A 23073-nucleotide genomic window follows, 5' to 3' on the forward strand; every position below is an offset into this window, starting at 1 on the left:
ATTCGCCGCCCACGGGCATGGGCGTCGCGACACCTCCGTCCGCCTCACCGAAAGGAAGCAGCATGCGCACAGGACGGCGTCGAATGACGCTGATCGCCACCACTGCCGCAGCCACCGCCACCCTGGTCACCGCCGGGCTTCTGACCTCCGTGTCGGCCCAGGCGGCCGCCGGCTGCCAGGTGGCCTACTCGGTCGCCAGCCAGTGGCCGGGCGGATTCACCGGCAACGTCACGGTCACCAACCTCGGCGACCCGGTCTCCGGGTGGACGCTGCGCTGGTCGTACGGGGCCGGTCAGCAGACCAGCCAGGCGTGGGGCGCCACAGTCACGCAGAGCGGCAGCCAGGTCTCCGCGACGAACGTCGACTACAACGGCAACCTGGCGACGAACGCCAGCGCCTCGTTCGGCTTCAACGCGAGTTGGAACAACTCCAGCAACCCGGCTCCGAGCAGCTTCAGCCTGAACAACGTCGCCTGCACCGGCAGCACCACACCGACCACCCCACCGCCGACCACCCCGCCACCGTCGAGCACTCCCCCGCCCGGCCAGCAGCCGTCGGCGCTGGTCGGCTGGGCCACCCAGAACGGCGGCACCACTGGTGGCGGCAACGCCGCCACGACCACCGTCAGCAACGCCTCGGGCCTCACCAGCGCGCTGAACGCCACAGGCGCCGCCGTCATCCGGGTGACCGGGACGATCACCTGCTCGGGGATGCTGCGGGTCCGGTCCAACAAGACCATCATCGGCAACTACGGGGCGACGATCGTCGGCTGCGGGCTCAACGTCAGCGGTGACCGCAACGTGATCATTCGCAACCTGACTTTCCGCAACTGGAACGACGACGCGATAAACGTGCAGGAGTCGGCCACCAACATCTGGATCGACCACAACAGCTTCAGCAACGGGTACGACGGCGCCGTCGACATCAAGCGCGGCTCGGACTTCGTCACCGTCTCGTGGAACCGGGTCTTCAGCCACGACAAGACCATGCTGCTCGGTCACAGCGACGACAACGCCAGCCAGGACGTCGGCCACCTGCGGGTGAGCTACCACCACAACTGGTTCGACGGCAGCAACCAGCGCAACCCCCGGGTCCGCTTCGGCAACCCGGTGCACGTCTACAACAACTACTACCGGGCCAACGGCGGCTACGGCGTGGCGTCCACCGAGAACGCCGGCGTGCTCGTCGAGGGCAACTACTTCGAGAACGTCGACGACCCGTACCACCTCGGCGAGGGGGACTCGGGGCCCGGCAGCCTGGTCGCCCGCAACAACCACTTCGTCAACTCGCCCACCGGCCAGACCGGCGGCAGCGTCGCCAGCATCCCGTACTCGTACCAGCTGGACACCGCGAGCAACGTCAAGTCCATCGTGACGGCGGGCGCCGGCGCCGGCAAGATCACCATCTGATCACGGAGGGGCCCCTCGTCCAGGGGCCCCTCCGCGCGGTCAGTGGGTGGCGCAGCCAGCGGCGGGGGCAGCCACGACCGGCGGTGCGCCGATCGTCGGCAGACCGAGCAACACCCCAGGGGTACGCGGGGAGCGCCCCGCCTCGGCCGCGTCACCGGCCCGGGTGCGACGGTGCGCCACCGGCGCGCCGTCGGCGTTCAGGTGGTGCGGCGCGGCGTACGTGACAGTGGTGTGCACGATGTCGCCCGGCCGGATCTGACCGGCCAGGGACTCCCCGTCGGCGGTCTCGGTCGCGAAGTGCACAAGTCGACCGTCGCGGGCCCGACCGGACATCCGGCCGGTCCGCTCGTCCTTGCGGCCCTCGCCGACCGCGACCAGCACCTCGACGGTCTCACCGACGAGGCGCTTGTTCTCCGCCCAGGTGATCTCCTCGACGCATGCGATCAACCGCTCGTAACGCTCCTGCACCACCTGCTTGGGTAGCTGGTCGTCCATTGTCGCGGCGGGGGTGCCGGGCCGCTTCGAGTACTGGAAGGTGAAGGCCGAGGAGAAGCGGGCCTCCCGGACCACGTCCAGGGTGCGCTGGAAGTCGGCCTCGGTCTCACCGGGGAAGCCGACGATGATGTCGGTGGTGATCGCCGCGTCCGGCATCGCCGCGCGGACCTTCTCGATGATCCCCAGGTAGCGCTCGGAGCGGTAGGACCGGCGCATCGCCCGGAGCACGTCGTCGGAGCCGGACTGCAACGGCATGTGCAGCGAGTGGCAGACGTTCGGCGTCTCGGCCATCGCGGCGATCACGTCGTCGGTGAAGTCCTTCGGGTGCGGGCTGGTGAACCGCACCCGCTCCAACCCGTCGATGTCGCCGCAGGCCCGCAGCAGCTTGCCGAACGCGTACCGGTCGCCGAACTCCACGCCGTACGAGTTGACGTTCTGCCCGAGCAGGGTCACCTCCAGCACGCCCTCGTCGACAAGGGCGCGCACCTCGGAGAGGATGTCGCCGGGGCGCCGGTCCTTCTCCTTGCCGCGCAGCGCCGGCACGATGCAGAACGTGCAGGTGTTGTTGCACCCCACCGAGATCGATACCCAGCCGGCGTACGTGGACTCGCGGCGGGTGGGCAGCGTGGACGGGAAGACGTCGAGGGACTCCAGGATCTCCACCTCGGCGGCGGCGTTGTGCCGGGCCCGCTCCAACAGCACCGGCAGCGCGCCGATGTTGTGAGTGCCGAAGACGACGTCCACCCAGGGGGCCTTGCGGACGATGTCGCCCCGATCCTTCTGGGCGAGGCAGCCGCCGACAGCGATCTGCATCCCGGGGTGCTTGTCCTTCACCGGGCGCAGACGACCGAGGTTGCCGTAGAGCCGGTTGTCCGCGTTCTCCCGCACCGCGCAGGTATTGAAGACCACGATGTCCGGGGTGTCGTCGCCAGCGGGTGCACGCTCGTATCCCGCCTGCTCGAGCAGGCCGGAGATGCGTTCGGAGTCGTGCACGTTCATCTGGCAGCCGTACGTGACGACGTTGTAGGTCCTAGCCACCCTGTTGGTGCCCCTTCCCCTCGGGCTACCAGGGTAGCGGCCCGGTCCGGTGGCACCTCCGACCGGCTTTGTCCGGTCCTGTGGCGTCGACCGGGCGAGCCGTGGTGAGGTTTTGCGGCGGGCAGTACGCTGCGGCACAAAGCGTGATTCTGGGCGATTCGGGGTCTTCGTACTCAGGTCCGCTGCGCGGCTCCACACAGCCGGGCAGCGCAGAACGACCCGCGGGAGGCCACGCGTGACGGGACGAGATGCGGCACAACGCACCGTCATGACGCCGGACGGGCGGCACCTCGCCGTGGAGACCTCGGGCGCGCCGGACGGGCCCGTGGTCTTCCTGCTGCACGGCACCCCGGGCAGCCGCAGCGGCCCGCGGCCCCGGGGCATCGTCGTCTACCGCCTCGGCGTGCATCTCGTCTGCTACGACCGACCCGGGTACGGCGACTCCGACCGGCACGAAGGCCGGCGGGTGGCCGACGCGGCGGCCGACGTGGCGGCGATCGCCGATGACCTTGGCATCGCGCGGTTCGCGGTGGTGGGCCGCTCCGGTGGTGGGCCGCACGCCCTGGCCTGTGCTGCGCTCCTGCCGGGCCGGGTCACCCGGGCCGCCGTACTGGTGGGGCTCGTCCCGGCCGGCGCACCCGACCTGGACTGGTACGCCGGGATGGCGGATTCGAACCTGGCAAAGCACGGGCAGGCCGACGAGGACCTGGCCGAGCTCACGCTCAACCTGAAGGTCCGCGCGGACGAGGCCCGCCGGGACCCGATGACGCTGCTGGATTTCCTCCGCCCTCAACTGCCCGACGAGGACATCCGGGTCGTCGACGACGTCGCGATCCGCCGGCTGCTCACCAACATGTACTCCGAGGCGCTGCGACACGGCCCAGAGGGTTGGATCGACGACGTGCTGGCGATCCGGCGTGGCTGGGGATTCGACCTGAGCGCCATCCGCGCGGAGGTCCGGCTCTGGCACGGCGAGCTGGACAGCTTCTCCCCGGTGGAGCACTCGCACTGGCTCGCCTCGCGGATCCCGCGCGCCGAGGTGCAGGTGCAGCCCGGGGCCGCGCACTTCGGGGCGGTGGAGATCCTCCCGCAGACCCTGACCTGGCTGGCCACGCCGGCCCTCGCGACCAGCCCACGGCTCTGACCGTTTGGCCGGGGCCGGCGGGGCCGCCCGGATGGCCGGCCGCCCGCCGAACGCCGCGCTCAGATGGTGTGTGGGTCGATCACCCGGACCAAGAACCGCCGTTCACGCAGGGTCTGCACGGTCGGGTGCTCCACGCCAATCACCTCGGCCAGCCGATCCGCCACGACGTCGACGTCCTCGACGCTGCTGCCGCCGGTCAGCTTCGCCACCAGGGCGAGATCGCCGAGGCAGCGCAGCGTGTCGGGGTGCTCGGTGCCGATCACCGTGGCCAGCCGGCCGGCGGTCTCCCGCAGCCGGTCCCGCGCCGACTCCCCATCACCCTCCTCGGCGAGGCACACCGCCTGGTTCACCTCAGCCGCGAGCGTGTGCGGATGGTCGGGGCCGAGCACCTTGCGCAAGTCACCGACCGCCCGGGCCGCCGACGCGAGCGCGTCCGATTTACGTCCGAGCGCGCGTTCCGCCGCCGAGATGTTGCTCACCGTCGCCAGGACGTGCGGGTGCTCCGGGCCGAGCTGGAGCTGCTCCTCGAACGCCTGGCGCACGGCGTTCATCTCGGTCAGCGCCTGAGCCGCGTCGCCGACCGCCAACAGGTTCGCCGCCCGGCTCGCCCGGCACGCCACCGTGCCCGGGTTGTCCGGCCCGAAGCGTTCGTCGAACTCGCGGTAGGCCGTCTCGAACATCGGCGCGGCCTCACTGCCCCGCCCGGAGCTGCGCAGGGACACCGCCAGGTTGATCTGGGCGACGAGACTCTGGCCGTCATCCGGCCCGAGCACCTCGCAGTACGTGTCGTACACGGTGCGTAGCAGGGTGGCCGACCTCTCGTACTCGCCCGCATCCCGCAGGTCGATGCCGAGGCGCATGGCGGAGGCGAGAGTGTGGGGGTGGGTGGGGCCGAGCACCAGCCGCCGCCGCTGGTGCACCTCGTCGTCCCAGCGACGGGCCGACCGGTAGTCGCCGACCAGGCGGTACGAGACGGCGAGGTCGCTTGCCGCGCTCAACGTCCCGGGGTGGTCCTCGCCGAACACGTGGAGCCAGGAAGCGTAGGTGGATCGGTTCCGTTCCAGGGCCTCGGCGTAGCGGCCGAGCGCCCGCAGGTCACCACCGAGGCTGCCAGCGGTCATCAGGCTGTGCGGGTGCAGCGGGCCCAGGAGTCGGCGTTGCTCGGCCAGCACCGCCTCGTCCAGGTCTCGGGCCTCGCTGAACCGGCCCAGGCTGCGCAGGATGTTCGCCCGGTTGAACCGGAGGTGCAACAGTTGGCGGCCCAGCGCAGACGCCTCGACCTCGTCGTACGTGTCGCCGAGCCTGGCACTCCAGGTGTCGTCCACCTCCTGGCTGAACCTGTCGGCCTGATCCAGACCACCGCGCTGCCACAGATAGCGGACGCGGTCGATCAGCAGCTGGCACACCGACTCGTCGGGGCAGGTCAGCGCCTCGGAGACCTCCAGGTGCGGCCAGAGCATGCGCAGCCGGGCCCAGGTGGTCGGATCGTCCACGTCTCCACGGGGTCGGGACGCGGCCAGCACCAGGTGCACCTGGTGGCGGGCGGCGTCGATCTCGTCGTCGGTCATCCGGTCGCGGACCACCGCCTGCAACAGCCGGTGCACCTGGACCCGGCCGCCCTGAACGTCCAGTTTCACCAGTGCCAGGCGGTTGATCTGCTGGACCAGGGCGCCGCGCACGAGCCGCTCCGACACCGACGGGTCGAACGGCACGAGGGCCTCCGCCATCTCGTCGCTGTAGATGAGTTCGAGGGCGATCTCCGGGGCCAACACCGAGCAGAGCTGCAACAGCCGGTACGCGGCCGGCGCCTGGTCGAGCAGCCGGTTCAGCGACAGGTCCCAGGTCGCCTCCACGGAGAGCGCGCTGGGGCCGTGTCGCTCGATCTGCCGCAGGTAGTCGGCGACGGACGTGCCGGTGTCGGCGAGCCAGGCGCCAGCCGCGGCCACCGCGATCGGCAGGTCGCCGAGCGCCTCGGCCACCCGGTCGGCCTCGTCGGCGCTGATCGTGGGCACCCGCTGGGCGAGGTGCGCCACGCTCTCGGTGCGGTGGAAGACGTCCACCTGGATCGGGTTCGCCCGGTCGCCCCAGGCGCGGTTGCGGGAGGTCAGCAGGACGTGCCCGGGGCCCTGCGGCAGGAAGGGCTCGATCTGGTCGAGCTCTTCGGCATTGTCCAGCACCACGAGCCACCGCTCGTACGGCTCACCGCGCCCGAGCACCTGCAGCACCGACCGGACCGTGTCGGGCAGGGTCGGCCCGACGAGAATGCCGAGGCGGCCGGCAAGGTCGGCGAGGGCGGTGTCGACGAACTGCGGCGGGTCCGCCACGATCCACCAGACCACGTCGTAGCCGGCCTTGAACCGGTGCACGTACTCCAGGGCCACCTGCGTCTTACCGACGCCGCCCATGCCCTGCAGGGCGACCGGCAGCACCACCGCGCTACCCCCGCTCTGCAACTGCGCGCGCAGTTGGGCCAGGTCGTCCTCCCGGCCGGTGAAGCGCGCGTTCCGGTTGGGGGCGTTGAAGATCAGCGGCTCGGTGCCGGGGTAACGGGTGCCCCCACCCGCTGGCCCGTCCGCCGACGACGGCACCGGTCGGCCGACCAGCCGCAGCACCCGCTCCACGGCGGTCGCGGCGCTCACGTTGACGAGGTTGGTCGAACTCTGCGACGGGAACTCCGCAAGCGGGCGCAGGTCGGCGACGTACACGGCGAGGGCCGTGGAACCGGTGCTCGTGTCCCGGTCGGGCAGACCGCCGGACGGCGTCGCCACGTACGCCGGTGAGACCACTGTCAGCGTGCGCGGGGCCGGCGTCCCGGCGGACCCGACGGCGGCTGTCGGGTCCACCACCCGCAGCCCGGCCGAGCTGAGCACCCGCTCCAGCCACTCGGCCCAGATGGCGTCCTCCGGCGCGTACCGGAGCACGATCTGGTCGTCGATCGCCTCGGTGCGACGGCGGAAACGGGCCTTGCCCCGCTCCCGCACCGACTCGTCCATCACCGGCAGCGCGGTCACCGCGCCGTCGGTGAGGATCCCGGTCAACGTCTCGTACGCGGCCAGCAGTGACGTCGGCGAGCCGGGCGGATCACAAAAAGTCGCCAGCTTCTCCTCGTACGCGTAGAACGGTCGGTACGGCACCTCCACCGCGGTCCAGTAACGCCGCCGTTCCGCTTCGGTCTTGCCGGCCGGCAAGCCGGCGAACCGGCGCATGGCCAGCAGGCGACCCGCCTCGGCCCGCTCCTTTTCGGCCTGGTCGACCCGCATCGGCACCGGCAGGATCCGGATGTCGCGCCGCCGGTACCGGTCCCGGACCGAGTGCGCCACCCGGGCCGCGCCGTCGATGCCCTGGTCGCTGAGGGTGAAGCAGTCGACAAGGGTGTCCGGCAAATGCAGGGTGCAGATATCGGCGACGTCGCTGAGCCCCGTCCGGCTGTCGATCAGGGTGAAGTCGTACTGGCGCTTCATGTCCGCCCGCAGCGCCTCGAAGAACTGCGCCCCACCCAGCCGGTTGTAGAAGTTGTCCCAGTCCAGCCCGCTCACCGAGACGGCGTAGTCGCTGTTCTGCCGGCCGGCGGAGAGGAAGTCCAGGCCACCGCCGGCTGGGAAGTTCCAGCGCAGCGAGAACGCGTGCCGCCCGACCCGGGCGTACTGCTCCATCCAGCGGTCCGGCCGGTCGTCGACCCTGGTGGTCTCCCACTCGTACTCACGGATCATGTCGATCACACCGCTGGTGCCCTGGATGGCCTCGGCGTCGAGGAACGGATGGAAGAAGCGGTGCAGACCGGGTGACTCGAGGTCCCAGTCGGCGACGAGCACCCGCCGGCCGCTGGCGGCCAGGATCCAGGCCACGTTGGCCAACGCCATCGTCCGACCCGTTCCCCCCTTGAACGAGTAGAAGGTGACGACCTGGCCTTCGCGATCGTTGTTCATCGGCATGCTCCGTGGGGACGCGGCGGACCCGGTCTGGTGTCGTTGGAACTCAGAACGGGTGAGGGTCGATGATCCGTGCGACCAGGCGCCCGTCCCGCAGAGCCCGCACGCCCGGGTGGTCGGCCCCGACGACCTCGCCCAACGAGACGACCGGGGCGGCCGTCGGCGGCCGGTCGCCCACGTTCTCGCGCACGACGAGTGCCAGGTTCGCCTGGCAACGCAGGGCGTCCGGATGGCGCGACCCGGACGCGGCCAGCCAACGCTCGGCGGTTGCCCGGAGGTGGTCGAGTGCGGCGTCCCGGTCCCCCTCCTCGGCGAGGCAGATGCCGAGGTTCTCCTCAGCGGCGAGGGTGTGCGGGTGGTCCGGACCGAGCGCCTCGCGCAGGGCACCGGCCGCCCGTTCGGCCGTCGCGCGGGCCTCGGCAACCCGGCCCACGGCCCGCTGCGCCACGGCGAGGTTGCTGAACGCGCCAAGGGTGTGCGGGTGGGTGGCCCCGAGCCGCTGCTCGTAGATCCTTGCCACCTGCGTCGCCTCGGCCACCGCGCGTTCGGTCTCGCCGAATGCCAGCAGATTCGCGACCAGCGCCGCCTGGCAGATCAGCGTTTCGGGATTGTCCCGCCCGAACTTCTCCTCGAGCACCGGGTACGCCGCGTCGAGCAGTCCGGCCGCCTCCGCCAACTGGCCCGCGCTCCGCAGCGACACCGCGAGACTGACCTGAGCGTTCAGCGTGTCCCCCGCCTCGCTGCCGATCTCCTTCAGGCTGGCGAGTTGTTCGTGCACAGTGCGCAGCATCTTGGCCGAGTTGGCGTATTCACCGGCCTCCCGCAGGTCGCGTGCCAGCTGGGCGGCCGAGTGCACTGTGTACGGGTGTTCCGGGCCGAGCACCTGCCGGCGGAGCTGGAACACCGCCTCGTCCCGACTGCGGGCCGAGCGGAAGTCGCCCACCAGGCGGTAGGAGTGTGCGAGGTTGTTGGCCGCGAAGAGCGTGCGCGGATGGTATTCGCCGAACTCCTCACTCCACGCGTCGTAGGTCTCCTGATCACGCTCGATCGCGTCGGTGTAGCGGCCGAGGGCCCGCAGATCCGCACCCAGGCTGCCGGCGGTCATCAGGGTGTGCGAATGCCTGTCACCCAGCAGCGCCCGTTGCGCTTCGTGAGTCTCCTGGTCCAGGTCGTGGGCCTCGACGTAGTGGGCAAGCGCCCGCAGCACGTTCGCACGGTTGAAGCGCAGGTGCAGCAACTGCCGACGCAACGTGGCGAGTTCCTCGGTGCCGTAGAGGCGGTCCCGCCGCTTTGACCAGACCGCGTCGACCTCCTTGGCGAACGCGTTCGCCGCATCGAGTTCTCCCTGACGCCAGAGATACCGCACCCGGTCGATCATCAGCTCCCGGACCGACTCGTCCTTGCTGCCCATCGCGCCGGAGGCCTCGATGTGCGGCCAGAGCCTGCGGAACCTGTCCCAGGTACGCGGATCGTCGGCGTCACCGCCGGGCCACGCCTTGCCCAGCACCAGGTGCGCCCGGTGTCGGGTGTCGGCGATCTCGTCCGGGGTCATTCCGCCCCGGACCACCGCTTGGAGCAACCGGTGCACCAGGATCCGTTGCTCGGACATGTTCATCGTGAGGAGCGCCGACCGGTTGATCCGCTGGACCAGCCGCCCGATCATCATGGGCTCCGACACCGCGGGATCGAACGGCGCCAACGTCTTCACCATCTCGTCGTTGTAGAGCAGGCCCAGGTCTATCTCGGGGGCCAGCACCGAGCAGAGCTGCAACAGCCGGTAGGCCGCCGGGAACTGGGCGCGCAGCCGCGCCAACGAAAGATCCCAGGTGGCTTCCACGGAGAGGGCGCTGGGACCTTGCCGCTCGATCTGCTCCAGGTACGCGTCGACCGAGGTACCGGTGTCGGCCAGGTAGGCGCCGGCCGTGGCTACCGCGACCGCCAGGTCCCCGAGCGCGTCGGCGATCCGGTCCGCCTCCTGCTCGGTGAGGGTGGGCACCCGACGTTGCAGGTGGGCGACGCTCTCCTTACGGGCGAAGACGTCGACCTGGATCAGCGTGGCCCGCTCCCCCCAACCCTGGTTGCGCGAGGTGAGCAACACGTGCCCGCCGCGCGGCAGGAATCGCTTGAACGGGTCGACCTCCTCGGCGTTGTCGATCACCAACAGCCACCGCCCGGGCTCACCCCGCCCCAGCGCCTCCAGCACCGCGCGTGCGTTGTCCGCCTGGTCCGGGTTGCCACCGACGCCGAGCCGGTCGGCGAAGGCCGCCAGCGACTTCTCCACGTCGGCGCCGATCGACTCCGTCGCGCCAGCGGAAATCCACAGCACCGCGTCGTAGGCGGACTTGAACCGATGCGCGTATTCCAGGGCGAGTTCGGTCTTGCCGACCCCACCCATCCCCTGCAACGCGACCGGCACGGCAACCGGTCCGGTCAGGTGTCGGCGCAGGAGGGCCAGCTCATTCTCCCGTCCGGTGAACCGCGCGTTGCGGTTCGGGGCCTCGAAGACGGCCGGCTCGGCGGCCGGGAAACGCAGGCCGCCGTCCGCCCGGCCATCGAGGCGGAGCGGCAACGGGCCCCCCACCAGCCGAAGTAGCCGCTCGGCGGCGGTCGCCGCGGTGACGTTGGCCAGTTGGGTGGAGGAGGCCACCGCGAACTCCGCGAGTGGCCGCAGATCGCTCACGTAGACCGCGAGCGGAGTGGTGTCGACGGTCGGGTCCCGCGGAGGCAACGCGGCGGGGGGCAGGGCCACGTAGGCCGGGGAGAGAATGGTCAGCGTACGGGCCGGCAGGCGAACGCCGCTCTCGATCGGCTGGGTTCCGTCGACGACGCGAATCTGCGCCGAGCTGAGCACCCGCTCGATCCACTCCGCCCAGACCGCGTCCTCCGGTGCGTAGCGGAGCATGAGGTCGTCGCCGGGAAGCTTGTGGCGACGCCGGAAGCGGGCCTTCTCCCGCTCGCGCACCGACTCGTCCATCGGCGGCATCGCGTGCACCTCGCCGTTGGTCAACTGCGCGGTCAGCGTCTCGAACGCCGCCAGCAGCGACGTGGGCGAGCCCGGCGTGTCGCCGAAGGTCGCCAACGTCTCCTCGTACGCGTAGAAGGGCCGGTACGGCACCTCAACCGCCGCCCAGTAGCGGCGCCGATCCTCCTCCGTCATCCCGGTGGGCAGACCGGCGAAGCGGTGCATCGCGAGCGCACGCCCGGCGTCGGCTTTCTCCTTCTCCGCCTGGTCGACCCGCATCGGCACGGGAAGGATCCGAATGCCGCGGCGCGAGGGGTGCACGGCGACAGTTCTGGCGACCTGAGCGGCACCCTCGATGCCCTGGTCGCTGAGGGTGAAGCAGTCGACCAGGGTGTCCGGCAGGTGCAGGGTGCAGATGTCGGCGACGTCGCTGAGCCCCGTCCGGCTGTCGATCAGGGTGTAGTCGTACTCGCGCTTCATGTCCTCGCGGAGGGCCTCGAAGAACTGCGCACCGCCCAACCGGTGGTAGAAGGTGTCCCAGTCCAGCCCGTTCACCGAAACGGCGTAATCGCTGTTCTGCCGGCCGGCGGAGAGGAAGTTCAACCCGCCGCCGCCGGGAAACTCCCAGGCCAGCGAGAAGGCGTACCGGTTGACCCGGGCGAACTGCTCCACCCAGCCCTCCGGCCGTACCGCCTCGCGGATGGTCTCCGACTCGTAGTCCCGGATCAGGTCGACGACCCCGGCCGTGCCGCCGATCGTCGACACGTCCAGGAAGGGGTGGAAGAAGCGGTGCAGTCCGGGCGATTCCAGGTCCCAGTCGGTGACCAGCACCCGTTTGCCGTTGGCAGCGAGGATCCACGCGACGTTGGCCAGCGCCATCGTCCGGCCCGTTCCGCCCTTGAACGAGTAGAAGGTGACTATCTGACCGTCGCGCTCAGTGCTCATCGGGCATCTCCGGGGCTTCGAACGATGACGGGGCCGGGTTGCGGAGGCTGGGCGGCCGGGTAACAGGCCCCGGTGCCGGGAACACCGCGCCGTGCTTCAGGTAGAGCCGCCGGGCCTCGGTCACCACTGTTGGCATCAGCCCGGCGAACTCGTCCGTCCGCCCGACCCACCGCGCTCGCGTCGCGCCCGCGTCCTGCAGCACGCCCAGGACCAGCCGCGCCAGGTCGGCGCCGCGGTGCGCGTCGCGCGGGTCGTCGGCGTCGGTCACCACGAGCGGGACCACCCACGGCGGCAGCGCCCGCGCGGCGGCCCGCAGAGCGGGTACGCCGCCGGGAAGCTCGGTGAACCACGGGTCGATCAGGAGCGCGCCGGGGCGGATCTCGAGCAGGTCCCCGGCGTCGGCGAAGTCACTCGTGTGCACCGACAGTCCGAGCCGCTCGGCGATGCTCGCGGCGTACTCGGCCACCGGAAGCTCCTGCCGGGCCCCGAAGGGACGCCAGAGCCGGCTGCTCTCCGCGTACCAGGACGCCTCCCGCCCCTCGGGCGGCCGGTCCCGGGTGGGTGCCAGCACCGTCACCACGAAGTCCGGGTTGGCCGCGATCCGCCGCGACACATCGAGAGTGGGCGCCCGGGACGGACGCAGCCAGATGCGTTGGGTGGGCTCCACGATCCGCCGGGCCAGCCGCCCGAGCAGGATCTGGTACGGCTGCTGGTACGCGCCGAGCATGCAGAGCGCACGCATGCCGTTCTCGGCGTACTCGGGCACGTCCCGACCCAGATCCAGTGCCGCGTCGAGTTGGGGATGCTCCTCCCAGCTGGGCACCGGGATCCAGAGGACCGGCGCCACGTGGTCGGCCGGCACGACCTGGGACGCCGGCTCGCCGGCCGCGCGGAGCAGCCGGGTGAGGAAGGACTCCTGCTCGCCCAGCGCCCATGATCGGTTGAAGTAGCCCGGCGAGTAGAGCGGCACGAATACCTGGGCCGCGCCGAGTGCGTCCGCCAGGGCCGCCTTCACGTCGGCGCCCGGTGGGATGGACTGGTCGATGAAACCGATCTCCACGCCCGGTCGCGGGGACACCAGCCGACCCACCTCACCCGACAGATCCGCGAAGAACCGGTCGACCCAGACGTCGGTGTCGGTGCGGGCACCCAGCAGCGGCGCGGAATGCGCGTAACTCAGGAAGAAGTAGGTCTGGCGAGTCGGCGCCCGCCCCTCGGCGGTGAGCGGCGTCATGCGGCTGCCTCCTCGGTGAAGAGCGTGCGCAGCTCATCGATGCCCGCGGGCACCAGCGGGTGGACGTGATAGGCCCGATGGATCGCCACCACCCGCTGGGCGAGACGCCACACCACCGCGCGGTACGCCTGCTCCCGTTGCATGGTCAGCAAGCCGTAGACCCCTTCCTGCTCGTACTGGCGCGCGACGGTGTTGTCATCAGGTAACGCGGTCGGCGAGAACCGTTGGATGGCACGAATGCTCGGCGGCAGCGTCGACTCGGTGGTCGGTGACCAGTTGACGGGCACGATCGCCGTCTCGTGCGCGGAGCTGCCCGGGGCGCGTGGTTCGATCTGACGCCGCGCGAAGGCGTGCCATTCCATGGCGCACCACGTGCTGCTGATGAACGAGCTGGACACCAGCGGAATGAACACCTGGCAGGTCCCGGCGGCGCGCAACAACTCGGGGGTCCAACGCTCACCGCCGCCCAGTGAGCTGTCCATGAATCCGGGGTCGACCCCGGTCGGCAGGCCGACCAGCTCGCTGACGTGGGTGGAGAGGTCGTCGAAGAACCGCGAGAGGTATTCCTGGGGGGTGTTACCGGCGCGCCGGATCTGCGGACGTGAATAGCTCACGAAGAACAGCGGGGTTCGCGTATCAGCGACTGCTACCGCTTCGCTCACCGTCGTTCCTCCGCCGTCCGGAAAGCGACCGGAGTTTCAGCCTAAGGCGTTCGTCAATGCCGAGGACAGACCCGGTTGCCGCCTCGTCACTCTACGACGAAGGCCACTGTGGCGGGTATCGGCAGCGCGCCGCACGGGTCTTTGCCGAGCCCGAGGAATCGGACCAGACCGCTGGTGTCGTACATCTGACCAATTGGCGGCTGCTCGCCCAGGTACGAGCTCAGGTCAGGCTCTGCGGCGGTCAGCGGTGCCGCCCTCCCGGTTCACCGGCGCGCCGCCAGCCGGTGCACGTTGAACCAGTCGATCGCGAAGTCCACGGCGGCACGCACTGACAGCAGGCGTGCGCTTGCCTGCCCGATCCGACCATGCCGAACCAACGGCGTCTCGTCGAGCGCGGCACCAACCGCCGGGAAGTCCCGGTCGTCCAGGTCGAGAGCCCGGAAGTCGAGGCGGACCCGCCGCCCGTCGACAAGCCGGAAGCAGTGGTAGTCGCGCTCGGGCGGCGGCACCGGCAGCCGGTACTCGGCCAGGTGCAGTGCGGTGCACGCCCCGTAGCCGAGGCCGAGCAGCAGGATCTGCCCGTCGGCCGCGTAGAGCTCGCCCATTGGTGAGCGCTCCCCGAGGTGGCAGGTGAGGTCGTGGCCGTCGGTGAGCTGCCGGGCCTGCGGGCCGAGCGCGGCGAATGAGGTCTGCGGGTGGTCGCTGCGCACGGCACCGGGGGCACGTCGGACGTACTCGGCGAGCACCCCCATCCGCTGCGACGGGGTGGTCCGGCGGTCCCAGCCCGGTAGCGCCGCCTCGTACCGGTCGCGTTGCGCGCGGTTCATTCCGGCGACGGCCGCCAGGTGGGCCCGGGAGGTGGTCGAGTTGCCGTCGGTGTGGGTGGGCACCAGGAGTGTGCCGGCCGGGCCGAGGACGTCGCGCAGCGCGCCGGCGAGGGTCGCCGGGCCGTGCTCCAGCGGACCCACCCGACGGAGGCCGCAGTGCACCAGCAGGCAGGTACCTGGGTTGACGCCCAGCGCCCGCAGGTCGTCGGCGAGGCGGAGACGGCCCAGTGTGGACGGCAGACGCTCAGCCGGCCCCGGCACGGGTTTCCTCCAAGGCGTGGCGCAGCCGGCCGACGAACCGCTCACCCGCCGCGGTGAGCGACCGGCTGGCCAGCAGCGCGTCCGCACCGTCCCGGGTCCACGCCAGGAAGTGGGCAGCGTGCGCCGACGCGTCGCCGCCGTCGGTGACCGCCCGGGACTGCCAGACCTGGGTGATGGCGAGGTGCGCGTAGACGCCCTGGAGGACGCCCTCCGGTGGCCGCGGGTCGGGGCGCCACGGCACCCGGATCTGGGCACCCTGGCCAGGTTCGACAAGGTCGTACAGATCGAGCACCGCACCCAGCTTCGCGTGCTGCCACTCGTGCACGAGCAGCACCGCCATCGTCTCCGGGTCAGGGTGGGGTGTGACGGCGACCGCGCCGAACGCGTGCCGGGCGGTGGCGCTTCGCAGTGGTCGCGCCGGGTCGGGCGCCAACGGAACGACGGCACGCAGGCCGCCGTCGAGCGCCGCCGCGTGCGCCGGCACGTCCCGGTGCACGACCCGCCAGGCTTCGGCCAGGGTACGGCCCAACGCCCGCGCCGCCGGACCGTCCAGGCGGGACTGGACCGGCTGGCCGTAGCAGTCGCGGTACGGATCACCGTCCTCGATGAGCAGCCGGCCACCGGGCACCGCCACGTCCCGGGTCGGGAACCATCCGGTCGACGGCGGCGCCAGCGGATCGAGGAGCACCGTCTGCTCGACCGACCCACCCCTGACCCGGAACTCGCCGGGTCGGACGGTCACCTCGGCACTCTCCCCCAGACCAGGCAGCACCAGGCTGCCGAGCGCGGGAAACGTGATCGTGTCGGCCCGTACCGGCACGTGCAACGCGGCCGGGACGCCGGCCCGCATCGCCGCGGCGATGGCCAGCGCCGGCAGGGGGTCGACTGCCGCGCCGAGGTCGGGCGGGGCCGACGAGTGAAGGCGACGCACCAGCCCCGGCCGGACGAAGGGGTGCGCCAGGACGGCGCGGACCGCCTCCGGCGCCGACTGGTCGAGGTGGACGAGCAGTTCCCAGGCGGGCGTGGTGCCGGATCCGTCCTGGGAGGCCGCCAGCAGCGCCCGGGTGATGGAGAGCTGGGTGGCGGCGAGCAACGCGAGCGTCGACGCCGACCCGTGCCCGGTAGCCAGGTCGTCCAGCAACTCGTCGACGGGCGAGGTGGTCGACCCGTCGGCCGGGATGGGCGGGGTGGGCGGCGGGTAGGCGTCCACAGTGTCGATCAGGCGCAGCAGGTCGGCGCAGTACACCGAGGGATTGTCGAAGCCGGAACCGGTCCGCCAGCGGTGCGCGTACAGACCACCGCCGCACCTGTCGACCACCGGGCAGGCCCGGCAGGTCGCGCAGAGCCCGGCCACGCCGTCCTGCCGTACCGCTACCCCGGGGTGCCGCGTGACCTCGTCCACCGAGTGGTCGAACACGTCGAAACCGGTGCCGGCCGCGCCGTGGTACGCGGTCTTCAGCGAGTCGACCTGCTCCCAGGTCCCGTCCGCCTCGACGACCAGCACGTCGGCCGGGGCCACGCCGAACGCCTCGGTGCCGCCACCACCCGGGAGCAGCGCCTCGAACATCCGGATCGACACCGGACGCCCGTCGTCCACCCACCGCTGGTGAATCCGCCCCAGCCAGTTCGCGTAGGGGGTGAGCTCTGGCCCGGGGCGTTCCGGGGGATGGTCCCAGGTGGCGTGGGGCAGCAGCAGGTCGACCCGGGGCGGGCTCTCGGCCAGCAGCGCCTCGTACACCCGGTCGGGATCGTTGCGGACGTCGATCGTGCAGAGGATGCCGGCGTAGCTGGTGCGGTGCTCCGGCCGACGGAGCAGGGCCAGCGCCCGGCGGACGTGCTCGTGGCTGCTGCCGCCGTGGGCGAAGACCCGGTGGCGGTCGTTGGCGGCCCGGTCGCCGTCGAAGGACACCCCGACCCGCACGTCGTACTCGACGAACAGCCGGCACAGCTCCTCGTCGAGCAGCACGCCGTTGGTCTGCATACGCAGGTCGAGTCGCGTCCAGGGGGTGATCGCCGCGCGCAGCTCGGCCAGCACCTCCCGTAGTCCCGCGACCCCCAGCAGCAACGGCTCACCGCCGTGCAGCACCACGTGTACGACCGGCAACTCGTGCTCGCGGGCGTGCTCGGCGATCCGCTGCGCGACGGCCCGAACCGTGGCCAGCGGCATCCGCACCGGTCGACCACGCCAGGTCTGGTCGGCGTGCTGGTAGACATAGCAGTGGTCGCAGCTGAGATCGCACCGACTGTGCACCTTCAGTACGAACTGGCTGATCCGTCGGCATGGACCGCCCACTCCGGGTGGATCGCACCGGCAGGCCATCGGTCAGATGGACGAGTTGAAGGCGGCGACGGGCACCGTGCCGGAGGGCACGGAGTCGTTGGTGACGACCCGCCTGCGCACCGCCTCGACCAGATCGGCGTGCTCCACGGCAACCCGGTCCAGTGGGGTGTGCAGGCTACGGGTGAGATCGTCCAGGCCCGGACGGGATGGGCGGGTGGGTGCGTTGTCCACAAGGATTCTCCGGGTCCCGCGGACGCGCCACGGGAGGTGTGATGGACGGCCCGAGGGCCCTGACGCGCCACCAGAATAGGCAACAGCCCCAACGATGTCATCGTTGGTCAAGTAGCGCACCAACCGAGGAGGAACTCACATGTGCCGGAGCATCAAGACGCTGCGTGAGCCGTTCACCCCGCAGGTGACCGACGCGGACGTCGAGGCGGCAGCGTTGCAGTACGTCCGGAAGATCTCTGGCTTCCGGGCGCCCGCCGCGCACAACGCCGCCGCGTTCGACGCCGCGGTGGCCGCCGTGGCCGAGGCGACGCGCGTCCTGCTCGACCAACTGGTGGTGCGGGGCACCACCGACCGGTCGGCCACCGCCGCCAGCTGATCGCCGCTGACCGGCACGGCACCCGGCCGGGCCTGACCCTGGAGAGGGTCAGGCCGCGGCGAGCACCGGTGCGACAGTGTCGGGTGCCCAGCGCGAGCGGTGACACTGCGACCAGCCCCGACAACCCGGGTCACCCAGCGAGCAGAGCCGCAGCCTGCTGAGCACCTCACCGTCCTCGGTGTCCCGCACGTCGAAGTGCACCGGACGGACCGTGCCGTCCGGAGCGACGAGCAGGTGCCGGCCCGCGTCGAGCGTGTCGTCGCGCAACAGGCAGTTGCGGCCCAGCAATCGGGCCAGTGCGGCGATGCTCGCGTGCTCGGAGAGCTGCTCGGGCACTCCGTAGCAGTCCACCACCGTCGCGAATTCGCCCGGCGCCTGCCAGACGTCACACACCACCGCGTACGCCGGCAGCCGCGCCGGGTCGGCCACCGCCAGCGGCATCACCACCCGACCAAGCGCCTCCGCCAGCGCCGGGTAGACCTCCACGGGTTGAGCCCCGTCGATTCTCCAGTTCCACAGCTCGGTCATTCCGCCTCCTCGCTGCGTTCGTCCCCACCGGCCTCCGGATCGGGCCTTACACACGATGGTGGGGGGCATTTGACCCCAGCCGGGGGCAAGTTACCGGTCTGTGACCATTCCGGGCAAAATTTCCCTGAGCGGCATTGCTCGGAGTAGCGGGAAGGTGACAGTTTATCGGGTATCGTGCGGCATTCGCACCACCGCCACCGCGTGTCCCGCAGCGGGTCGGCCGCCCCCGGTCAGCGCAGGACGACCAGGTGTTCCCCGCGGGGCAGCAGCTCGCCCACCACCGCAGCGCCGGGCACCTCGCCGGCGACCAGCAGGCCACCGGAGGTCTGCGCGTCGGCCAGCAGCAGCCGCTCCGCCTCGTCCGCCGAGCCGAAGTCGGTCCACTGGGTCACCCACTCCAGGTTGCGCCGGCTGCCGCCACTGACGAACCCGTCGCGCAGCGCCTCCCGCGCGCCGGCCAGATAGGGCACCCGGGCGGTGTCGATGGCCACCGTGACCTGGCTGGCCCGGGCCAGCTTCGAGGCGTGCCCGAGCAGCCCGAACCCGGTCACGTCGGTGCCGCACCGGATGCCGGCGGCGACCGCCGCGCGGGCGGCCTCCCGATTGAGCGCGCTCATCGTGGCCACCGCCTCCGGGAAGCTCTCCCCCGTCGCCTTGTGCCGGGTGTTCAGCACACCCACCCCGAGCGGCTTGGTCAGCGACAACGGCACCCCGGCCCGACCGGCGTCGAGAGTGATCAGCTCCTCGGGGCGAACAGTGCCGGTGACCGCGAGACCGTACTTCGGGCCGTCGTCGTCCACGCTGTGCCCGCCGGCCAGGTGACAGCCGGCCTCCCGCGCCACGTCCTGACCGCCGCGCAGCACCTCCCGGGCCAACTCCAGGGGCAGCACGTCGCGCGGCCAGCAGAGCAGGTTGAGCGCCACCAGCGGGGTGCCGCCCATCGCGTACACGTCGGAGAGCGCGTTGGCAGCGGCGATCCGACCCCAGTCGTACGCGTCGTCGACCACCGGGGTGAAGAAGTCGGCGGTGCTCACCAGGCCGGTCCGCTCGTCCAGGCGCACCACCGCCGCGTCGTCGCCGTGGTCCAACCCGACCAGCAACTCGGCGGTGCCGGTCGCCGGGCCGAGACCGGCCACCATGATCTCCAGCTCGCCCGGCGGGATCTTGCAGGCGCAGCCACCGCCGCGGGCGTACTTGGTCAACCGTACGGGTTCGGTCATCCACCCATGATCGCGACAAGGCGCCACGATCGCCACCTCGCCCACCCATCCGGTGACCAAAATCGGACGCCCGAGAACGATCGTGACCGGTGTTACCGCTCCGTGACCCGCTGGGTTGCGTTCTGCCACATCACGCCGCCTACAGTGGCCGCACCGGGGGTCAATCGACCCCGATCCGGGAGACGACAGGGGACGGTGGACGACGTGACGACGGGCGAACCGCTCATCGTGCTGGACGCGGTCAACAAGTGGTTCGGGCCGCTGCACGTGCTGGACGACGTCTCACTGTCGGTGGGTCGGGGCGAGGTGGTCGTGGTGATCGGCCCGTCCGGCTCCGGCAAGTCGACGCTGTGCCGCACGATCAACCGACTGGAACCGATCAACTCGGGCACCATCACCTTCGACGGTCAGCCGCTGCCGGCCGAGGGCAAGCCCCTCGCGAAGCTGCGCAGCGAGGTGGGCATGGTCTTCCAGTCGTTCAACCTCTTCGCGCACAAGACCATCCTGGAGAACGTCACCCTCGGACCGATCAAGGTCCGCAAGGAGAAGCCGACCGCCGCCCGCGAGCGCGGCCTGGCCCTGCTCGACCGGGTCGGCATCGCCAACCAGGCGGACAAGTTCCCGGCCCAGCTCTCCGGCGGCCAGCAGCAGCGGGCGGCCATCGCTCGGGCACTGGCCATGCAGCCCAAGGCGATGCTCTTCGACGAGCCGACCTCGGCGCTGGACCCGGAGATGGTCGGCGAGGTGCTCGACGTGATGACCTCGCTGGCCAGCGACGGCATGACGATGGTCGTGGTGACCCACGAGATGGGCTTCGCCCGGCACGCGGCGAACCGCGTCATCTTCATGGCCGACGGCAAGCTCGTCGAGGACGCGTCCCCGGCCGAATTCTTCGCGAACCCGCGCAGCGAGCGGGCCAAGGACTTCCTCTCCAAGATCCTCACGCACTAGGCGTCCGTAGTGGAGCGCGCCGTACTCGGTGGGCTCCGTTGAAGAAGGAGAAGAGTATGCGTATCAAGCGCATTGCGGCAGTCGCCGCGGTCGCGGCTCTGGCCGTCACCATGACCGCCTGCGGCGGGGATGAGGGCGGCAGCACCGGCAGCTCGGGCGCCAAGGGCATCGTCGGTAAGGCGGAGAACCAGAAGAAGCTCGTGATCGGCGTCAAGGCCGACCAGCCGGGCCTGGGTCTGCAGACCGGCAGCCAGTACGAGGGCTTCGACATCGAGATTGGCAAGATCATTGCCAAGGGTCTCGGAGTCGACGCGAACAACATCGAGTGGAAGACGACGGTCTCGTCCAACCGGGAGCCGTTCATCCAGCAGGGCACCGTCGACCTGGTGGTGGCGACCTACACCATCAACGACGAGCGCAAGCAGAAGGTGAACTTCGCCGGCCCGTACTTCGTCGCCGGCCAGGACCTGCTTGTCAAGGCCGACTCGACCCTCACCGGCCCGGAAGGACTTGAGGGCAAGAAGGTCTGCTCGGTCTCGGCCTCCACCCCGGCCAAGCGGATCCAGTCGGACTACCCGAAGGCCAAGCTGCAGCAGTTCGATGCGTACTCGAAGTGCCTCCCGCTGCTGGAGAACGGCCAGGTCGACGCGGTCACCACCGATGACATCATTCTCGCCGGGTACGCCGCCCAGTCGCAGTACGCCGGCAAGTTCAAGGTGGTCGGCAAGACCTTCTCCAGCGAGCCGTACGGCATCGGGCTGAAGAAGGACGACAAGGACGGCTGCGAGAAGGTCAACGAGATCCTGAAGGCCGCCGCCACGGACGGCACCTACAAGGCCGCCTGGGACGCCACGCTGGGCAAGAGCGGCAAGGCCGCGCCCGAGCTGGACACCACCAAGCTGACCAACTGCGGCAGCGTCTGACCGGTCCCGGGGGCCGACATCCGATCATGGGTGTCGGCCCCCGGCCCGTGACGACGCCGACGACCTGCCCCTGGGAGCCGTTGCATGCACGTATTCGCTGATCCGACGAACTTCGACGCCTACCTGTCGGGCTTCATCTGGATCCTCAAGCTGACCGGCGCCTCGGCGCTGTTCGCGCTGACGCTCGGCGTGGTGCTCGCCGCCATGCGGGTCTCGCCGGTCCCCGTGCTGCGCGGTTTCGGGACGGCCTGGGTCAACATCTTCCGCAACACGCCACTCACCCTGGTCGTCTTCTTCTGCTACTTCGGGCTGTACTCCAATCTCGGCCTGAGCCTCTCCGACGACCTCGACCTGAATAACTTCTGGCTCGGCGTCGTCGGCCTGTCGGTGTACACGGGCGCGTTCGTCTGCGAGGCGCTACGGTCCGGAGTCAACACGGTGCCTGCCGGGCAGGCCGAGGCGGCTCGAGCCGTCGGCCTCACCTTCGCCCAGACCCTACGGATCGTGGTTCTGCCCCAGGCAACTCGCTCGGTGATCGCGCCGCTGGGCAGCATCCTGATCGCGCTCTGCAAGAACGCCACGATCGTCGGCACGATCGGGTTGATGGAGTCCTCAAACGTTATGAAGCAGCTGATCAATGACAACGGCGACGCGGTCATCATGATCTTCCTGGTCTTCGCCGGCACGTTCGCCGCGTTCCTGATCCCCACCGGCTACGTCTTCGGCTGGCTGGCCAACCGACTGGCGGTGAAGCGCTGATGAGCACCGACTCCGTCCTTTACGACCACCCGGGGCCTCGGGCCCGAATCCGCAACGCGGTGCTGACCGTCGTGTTCGGTGTCGCCCTGGCCGGGCTGCTCTGGTGGATCTACGCGAAGTTCGACGAGGCGGGCCAGTGGGACGGGCAGCTCTGGAAGCCCTTCACCGAGGCCGCCACCTGGACCCAGTTCATCGGGCCCGGTCTACTCGCCACGCTCTGGGCGGCCGCGGTCGGCATGGTGCTCTCGTTGGCGTTCGGCATCATCTTCGCGGTCGGCCGGCTCTCCGAGCGTCGCTGGATCAGCGTTCCGTCGGGTGCCGTGGTCGAGTTCTTCCGCGCCGTCCCACTGCTCATCATGATCTTCTTCATCTTCTATGGCGTGCCATTCGTGATCAAGGGGCCGGTGACCGCCTTCTGGGCCGTCGTGATCGGGCTCACGCTGTACAACGGCTCGGTCCTCGCGGAGGCGTTCCGGGCCGGGATCCGTTCGCTGCCGGGCGGCCAGTCCGAGGCCGCGTACGCCATCGGCATGCGCAAGAGCCAGGTCATGCAGCTGATCCTCGTCCCGCAGGCCGCCCGGGCGATGCTGCCGGTCATCGTCAGCCAGCTCGTGGTGCTGCTCAAGGACACCGCGCTCGGCTACATCGTTGCCTACCCAGAGTTGCTCCAGCGCGGGGTCAACGACCTCGCCGCGAACAACGGCAACATCGTCGCCGCGGCGATCGTGGTGGCCGCGATCTACATCGTGATCAACTCGCTGCTCACCGCCCTGGCCAACTGGCTGGACCGGCGCAGCCGTCAGCGCGGCTTCCGCACCAAGCGGCGGATCGCCACCGGCGCCGCTCCGCTCGACGACTACACCGTCCGTGAGCCGCAGGGCTGACCGGCGACGCTGGG

17 protein-coding genes are annotated in these 23073 nt (G+C 70.6%); 7 read left to right on the forward strand and 10 right to left on the reverse strand.

Features of this window, described 5'->3' with window-relative positions:
* Window positions 1-62 precede the first annotated feature (62 nt).
* Complete coding sequence (locus ABZU43_RS30865) at window positions 63-1409, forward strand: cellulose binding domain-containing protein (protein WP_355009915.1); 1347 nt, start codon at window positions 63-65, stop codon at window positions 1407-1409.
* A gap of 39 nt (window positions 1410-1448) precedes the next feature.
* On the opposite strand, the gene miaB is transcribed toward ABZU43_RS30865, so the two are convergent.
* Window positions 1449-2942: a tRNA (N6-isopentenyl adenosine(37)-C2)-methylthiotransferase MiaB gene (gene miaB / locus ABZU43_RS30870; RefSeq protein WP_355009916.1), complete on the reverse strand. Its 1494-nt coding sequence runs from the start codon at window positions 2940-2942 to the stop codon at window positions 1449-1451.
* Window positions 2943-3210: 268 nt separating this feature from the next.
* Here miaB and ABZU43_RS30875 point away from each other — a divergent pair, with 268 nt between their 5' ends.
* Window positions 3211-4086 (forward strand): alpha/beta hydrolase, encoded by an 876-nt coding sequence (locus ABZU43_RS30875; protein ID WP_355009938.1) that lies wholly within the window; start codon window positions 3211-3213, stop codon window positions 4084-4086.
* A 59-nt stretch (window positions 4087-4145) separates the two neighbouring features.
* Here the strand turns inward: ABZU43_RS30875 and fxsT (ABZU43_RS30880) are convergent, their stop codons facing one another.
* The 7 genes from fxsT (ABZU43_RS30880) to ABZU43_RS30910 all read right to left on the reverse strand — a co-directional run bounded on the left by fxsT (ABZU43_RS30880) (window position 4146) and on the right by ABZU43_RS30910 (window position 17418).
* Window positions 4146-8012: an FxSxx-COOH system tetratricopeptide repeat protein gene (gene fxsT / locus ABZU43_RS30880; RefSeq protein ID WP_355009917.1), complete on the reverse strand. Its 3867-nt coding sequence runs from the start codon at window positions 8010-8012 to the stop codon at window positions 4146-4148.
* A 49-nt stretch (window positions 8013-8061) separates the two neighbouring features.
* Window positions 8062-11922: an FxSxx-COOH system tetratricopeptide repeat protein gene (gene fxsT / locus ABZU43_RS30885; RefSeq protein WP_355009918.1), complete on the reverse strand. Its 3861-nt coding sequence runs from the start codon at window positions 11920-11922 to the stop codon at window positions 8062-8064.
* Complete coding sequence (locus ABZU43_RS30890; RefSeq protein WP_355009919.1) at window positions 11912-13156, reverse strand: TIR-like protein FxsC; 1245 nt, start codon at window positions 13154-13156, stop codon at window positions 11912-11914. The genes fxsT (ABZU43_RS30885) and ABZU43_RS30890 overlap by 11 nt, the downstream gene beginning before the upstream one ends.
* Window positions 13153-13770 (reverse strand): TIR-like protein FxsC, encoded by a 618-nt coding sequence (locus ABZU43_RS30895; RefSeq protein ID WP_355009920.1) that lies wholly within the window; start codon window positions 13768-13770, stop codon window positions 13153-13155. Before ABZU43_RS30895 ends, ABZU43_RS30890 begins: the two co-directional genes overlap by 4 nt.
* Window positions 13771-14081: 311 nt before the next feature.
* Window positions 14082-14906 (reverse strand): AAC(3) family N-acetyltransferase, encoded by an 825-nt coding sequence (locus ABZU43_RS30900; RefSeq protein ID WP_355009921.1) that lies wholly within the window; start codon window positions 14904-14906, stop codon window positions 14082-14084.
* On the reverse strand, window positions 14890-17226 hold the full coding sequence (locus ABZU43_RS30905; RefSeq protein WP_355009922.1) for an FxsB family cyclophane-forming radical SAM/SPASM peptide maturase: 2337 nt from the start codon (window positions 17224-17226) through the stop codon (window positions 14890-14892). The genes ABZU43_RS30900 and ABZU43_RS30905 overlap by 17 nt, the downstream gene beginning before the upstream one ends.
* 3 nt (window positions 17227-17229) lie before the next feature.
* Complete coding sequence (locus ABZU43_RS30910; RefSeq protein WP_355009923.1) at window positions 17230-17418, reverse strand: hypothetical protein; 189 nt, start codon at window positions 17416-17418, stop codon at window positions 17230-17232.
* A 139-nt stretch (window positions 17419-17557) separates the two neighbouring features.
* Here ABZU43_RS30910 and ABZU43_RS30915 point away from each other — a divergent pair, with 139 nt between their 5' ends.
* The gene (locus tag ABZU43_RS30915; RefSeq protein WP_355009924.1) at window positions 17558-17794 is read left to right on the forward strand and encodes a DUF2277 family protein; all 237 of its coding nucleotides are present in this window, start codon (window positions 17558-17560) and stop codon (window positions 17792-17794) included.
* Between the two features lie 48 nt (window positions 17795-17842).
* Here ABZU43_RS30915 and ABZU43_RS30920 read toward each other — a convergent pair whose 3' ends face one another.
* Together ABZU43_RS30920 and selD are read right to left on the reverse strand one after the other, a co-directional pair.
* Window positions 17843-18322, reverse strand: a complete 480-nt coding sequence (locus ABZU43_RS30920) for a hypothetical protein (protein ID WP_355009925.1) — start codon at window positions 18320-18322, stop codon at window positions 17843-17845.
* 230 nt (window positions 18323-18552) lie between these two features.
* Entirely contained in the window at window positions 18553-19542 is a 990-nt protein-coding gene (selD, locus tag ABZU43_RS30925) for a selenide, water dikinase SelD (RefSeq protein WP_355009926.1), read from the reverse strand.
* Between the two features lie 195 nt (window positions 19543-19737).
* Here selD and ABZU43_RS30930 point away from each other — a divergent pair, with 195 nt between their 5' ends.
* From ABZU43_RS30930 to ABZU43_RS30945, 4 genes are all read left to right on the forward strand, one after another.
* Entirely contained in the window at window positions 19738-20493 is a 756-nt protein-coding gene (locus ABZU43_RS30930) for an amino acid ABC transporter ATP-binding protein (protein WP_355009927.1), read from the forward strand.
* Between the two features lie 56 nt (window positions 20494-20549).
* Complete coding sequence (locus tag ABZU43_RS30935; RefSeq protein WP_355009928.1) at window positions 20550-21416, forward strand: glutamate ABC transporter substrate-binding protein; 867 nt, start codon at window positions 20550-20552, stop codon at window positions 21414-21416.
* Window positions 21417-21500: 84 nt separating this feature from the next.
* Window positions 21501-22175, forward strand: a complete 675-nt coding sequence (locus tag ABZU43_RS30940; RefSeq protein ID WP_355009929.1) for an amino acid ABC transporter permease — start codon at window positions 21501-21503, stop codon at window positions 22173-22175.
* On the forward strand, window positions 22175-23059 hold the full coding sequence (locus ABZU43_RS30945) for an amino acid ABC transporter permease (protein ID WP_355009930.1): 885 nt from the start codon (window positions 22175-22177) through the stop codon (window positions 23057-23059). The genes ABZU43_RS30940 and ABZU43_RS30945 overlap by 1 nt, the downstream gene beginning before the upstream one ends.
* Window positions 23060-23073 lie beyond the last annotated feature (14 nt).

Origin of the sequence: Micromonospora sp. NPDC005205 (assembly GCF_040608275.1) — a bacterium.
In the GTDB taxonomy this organism is placed as follows: Bacteria; Actinomycetota; Actinomycetes; order Mycobacteriales; family Micromonosporaceae; genus Micromonospora.

Excerpts from the sequence above, each read along its gene's own strand:
- ABZU43_RS30865 (WP_355009915.1), top strand. The coding sequence starts at position 63 with ATGCGCACAGGACGGCGTCGAATGACGCTGATCGCCACCACTGCCGCA.
- ABZU43_RS30875 (WP_355009938.1), top strand. The coding sequence starts at position 3,211 with ATGACGCCGGACGGGCGGCACCTCGCCGTGGAGACCTCGGGCGCGCCG.
- fxsT (WP_355009917.1), bottom strand. The coding sequence starts at position 8,012 with ATGAACAACGATCGCGAAGGCCAGGTCGTCACCTTCTACTCGTTCAAG.
- fxsT (WP_355009918.1), bottom strand. The coding sequence starts at position 11,922 with ATGAGCACTGAGCGCGACGGTCAGATAGTCACCTTCTACTCGTTCAAG.
- ABZU43_RS30890 (WP_355009919.1), bottom strand. The coding sequence starts at position 13,156 with ATGACGCCGCTCACCGCCGAGGGGCGGGCGCCGACTCGCCAGACCTAC.
- ABZU43_RS30905 (WP_355009922.1), bottom strand. The coding sequence starts at position 17,226 with ATGGCCTGCCGGTGCGATCCACCCGGAGTGGGCGGTCCATGCCGACGG.
- ABZU43_RS30915 (WP_355009924.1), top strand. The coding sequence starts at position 17,558 with ATGTGCCGGAGCATCAAGACGCTGCGTGAGCCGTTCACCCCGCAGGTG.
- ABZU43_RS30920 (WP_355009925.1), bottom strand. The coding sequence starts at position 18,322 with ATGACCGAGCTGTGGAACTGGAGAATCGACGGGGCTCAACCCGTGGAG.
- selD (WP_355009926.1), bottom strand. The coding sequence starts at position 19,542 with ATGACCGAACCCGTACGGTTGACCAAGTACGCCCGCGGCGGTGGCTGC.
- ABZU43_RS30935 (WP_355009928.1), top strand. The coding sequence starts at position 20,550 with ATGCGTATCAAGCGCATTGCGGCAGTCGCCGCGGTCGCGGCTCTGGCC.
- ABZU43_RS30940 (WP_355009929.1), top strand. The coding sequence starts at position 21,501 with ATGCACGTATTCGCTGATCCGACGAACTTCGACGCCTACCTGTCGGGC.
- ABZU43_RS30945 (WP_355009930.1), top strand. The coding sequence starts at position 22,175 with ATGAGCACCGACTCCGTCCTTTACGACCACCCGGGGCCTCGGGCCCGA.